Annotated in this window: 1 protein-coding gene; it reads right to left on the bottom strand. The window is 58.4% G+C overall.

The annotated features are described in order from the left end of the window. Positions 1-68 precede the first annotated feature (68 nt). Complete coding sequence (locus ACW9HW_RS30125) at positions 69-1,028, bottom strand: AraC family transcriptional regulator (RefSeq protein ID WP_095193606.1); 960 nt, start codon at positions 1,026-1,028, stop codon at positions 69-71. Between the last annotated feature and the right edge of the window lie 162 nt (positions 1,029-1,190).

The raw sequence follows: 1,190 nt of genomic DNA, 5'->3' as shown, positions 1-1,190 counted from the left end.
ACGCGATCCAATGTGGGAGCGAGCCTGCTCGCGAAAACGTCAGAGCAGGCAACATCAATGTGTTGGCCTCAGTGGCGCCGCTTGAGGGTATCGGACGGCAATTCGCCGAATTGCTTGCGATAGCTGTCGGAGAACCGTCCCAGATGCAGGAAACCATAATCCATGGCCACCTCTGTGACATTGCGTACATTGCAGGTCGGGTCGCTCAGGCAGGCGTTGATGCGCTCCAGGCGTTTTTGGCGGATGTAGTTTTTCGGGGTGGTGTCGGCGTTGCGTTCGAACAGGCCGTACAACGAGCGCAAACTCATGTGCGCCTGGCGCGCCAGTTCTTCGCTGTCGATGTTCTGCTTGAGATTGCGGGCGATGTAGTCGGCAATCGCTTCGAAAGTGGCGGTCTGCGAGCCGAGTTCGAGTCGGCTGACGTTGGTTTTCATCAGGCTGAGCATCTTGCTGACGATGATCTGCGCGTAGTGCTCCTGCACCTTGGGGATCTGCTCGGTGGCTTCGGCTTCCTGGCAGATCATCGCCAGCAGGCCGACGAAACCTTCGAGTTCATTGAGCTGATAACGGTTCTCCAGAAACCGTACGCCCTGCCCCGGATAGCGCCAACGCTGCTCATCGCAGACGGACTCAAGCAGCGTCGTGGGGACTTTGAGGATGAATTTTTCGCAATCGTCGGAGTACGTCAGGTCGACCGGATCGTCGGGGTTGATCAGCAGTAATTCACCGGGGGCGAAGTAGTGCTCCTGCCCGTGTCCGCGCCACAGGCAATTGCCCTGCAGCAACACTTGCAAGTGATAGATGCTTTCCAGCGCGCCCGAAGTGACGCGAACGCTGCCGCCGTAACTGATGCGGCACAGGTCCAGGCTGGCAAATTTGCGGTGGTTGAGACTGGCCAGCGGCCGCCCGGCGCGGGGCATGAGGATGCAATGGTTGCCGACATGCTGATTGACGTAGCCCGACACCGCGTATGGGTCGGCATGGTCGAATACAGTGCTGCGCTGACTCAACAGTTGCACTTGCATCATCAGGTCACTCTCGTTGTTCTTATGGGGTGCATCAGGTCATTCTAGGGCAGTACGGGTGGCGGTGTGTCAGTAGACCGACCTGTGGGCTTTTCCGGCTCCTTCGCGAGCAGGCTCGCTCCCACATTTGACCGCATTTACCCTGAGGAAACGCGATCGAATGTG

Source organism: Pseudomonas sp. SDO5532_S415 (assembly GCF_054071155.1).
This window is presented reverse-complemented; position numbering and strand designations above follow the sequence as displayed.